The 256-nt window shown below is 39.5% G+C and carries 1 protein-coding gene; it reads right to left on the bottom strand.

Going from position 1 to position 256, the window contains the following annotated elements:
* Positions 1 to 6: 6 nt before the first annotated feature.
* Positions 7 to 256: hypothetical protein (locus SB847_RS21540; protein ID WP_486304285.1), on the bottom strand; the 250-nt coding region annotated here is incomplete at its 5' end.

The raw sequence follows: 256 nt of genomic DNA, 5'->3' as shown, positions 1-256 counted from the left end.
ACATTTTTAACGTTTTACAATTTTTAGAAATTCCTGAATAAACAGATCAAGTCTGGTCATCCTCATTAGCTTCTCTTCTGGCGGCAGTAAACTTGACCTGAATATGTAATTACCGCTCTCTTCTGTTTCTCTGCGAAAACGTTTACTATCCATGATCCTGGTATGCATAACATTCAATTCCAATTCTTCCGTGACGACCTGGTAAGCATCATAAAGAGTGCTTCTTTCCCTCCCATCGACCTGGTTCCAGAATAAC

The organism is Bacillus sp. SIMBA_026 (assembly GCF_046535335.1).
GTDB classification, from domain to species: Bacteria; Bacillota; Bacilli; order Bacillales; family Bacillaceae; genus Bacillus; species Bacillus velezensis.
The sequence above is the reverse complement of the archived record's forward strand: the minus strand, read 5'-3'. Positions and strand labels throughout refer to the sequence as shown.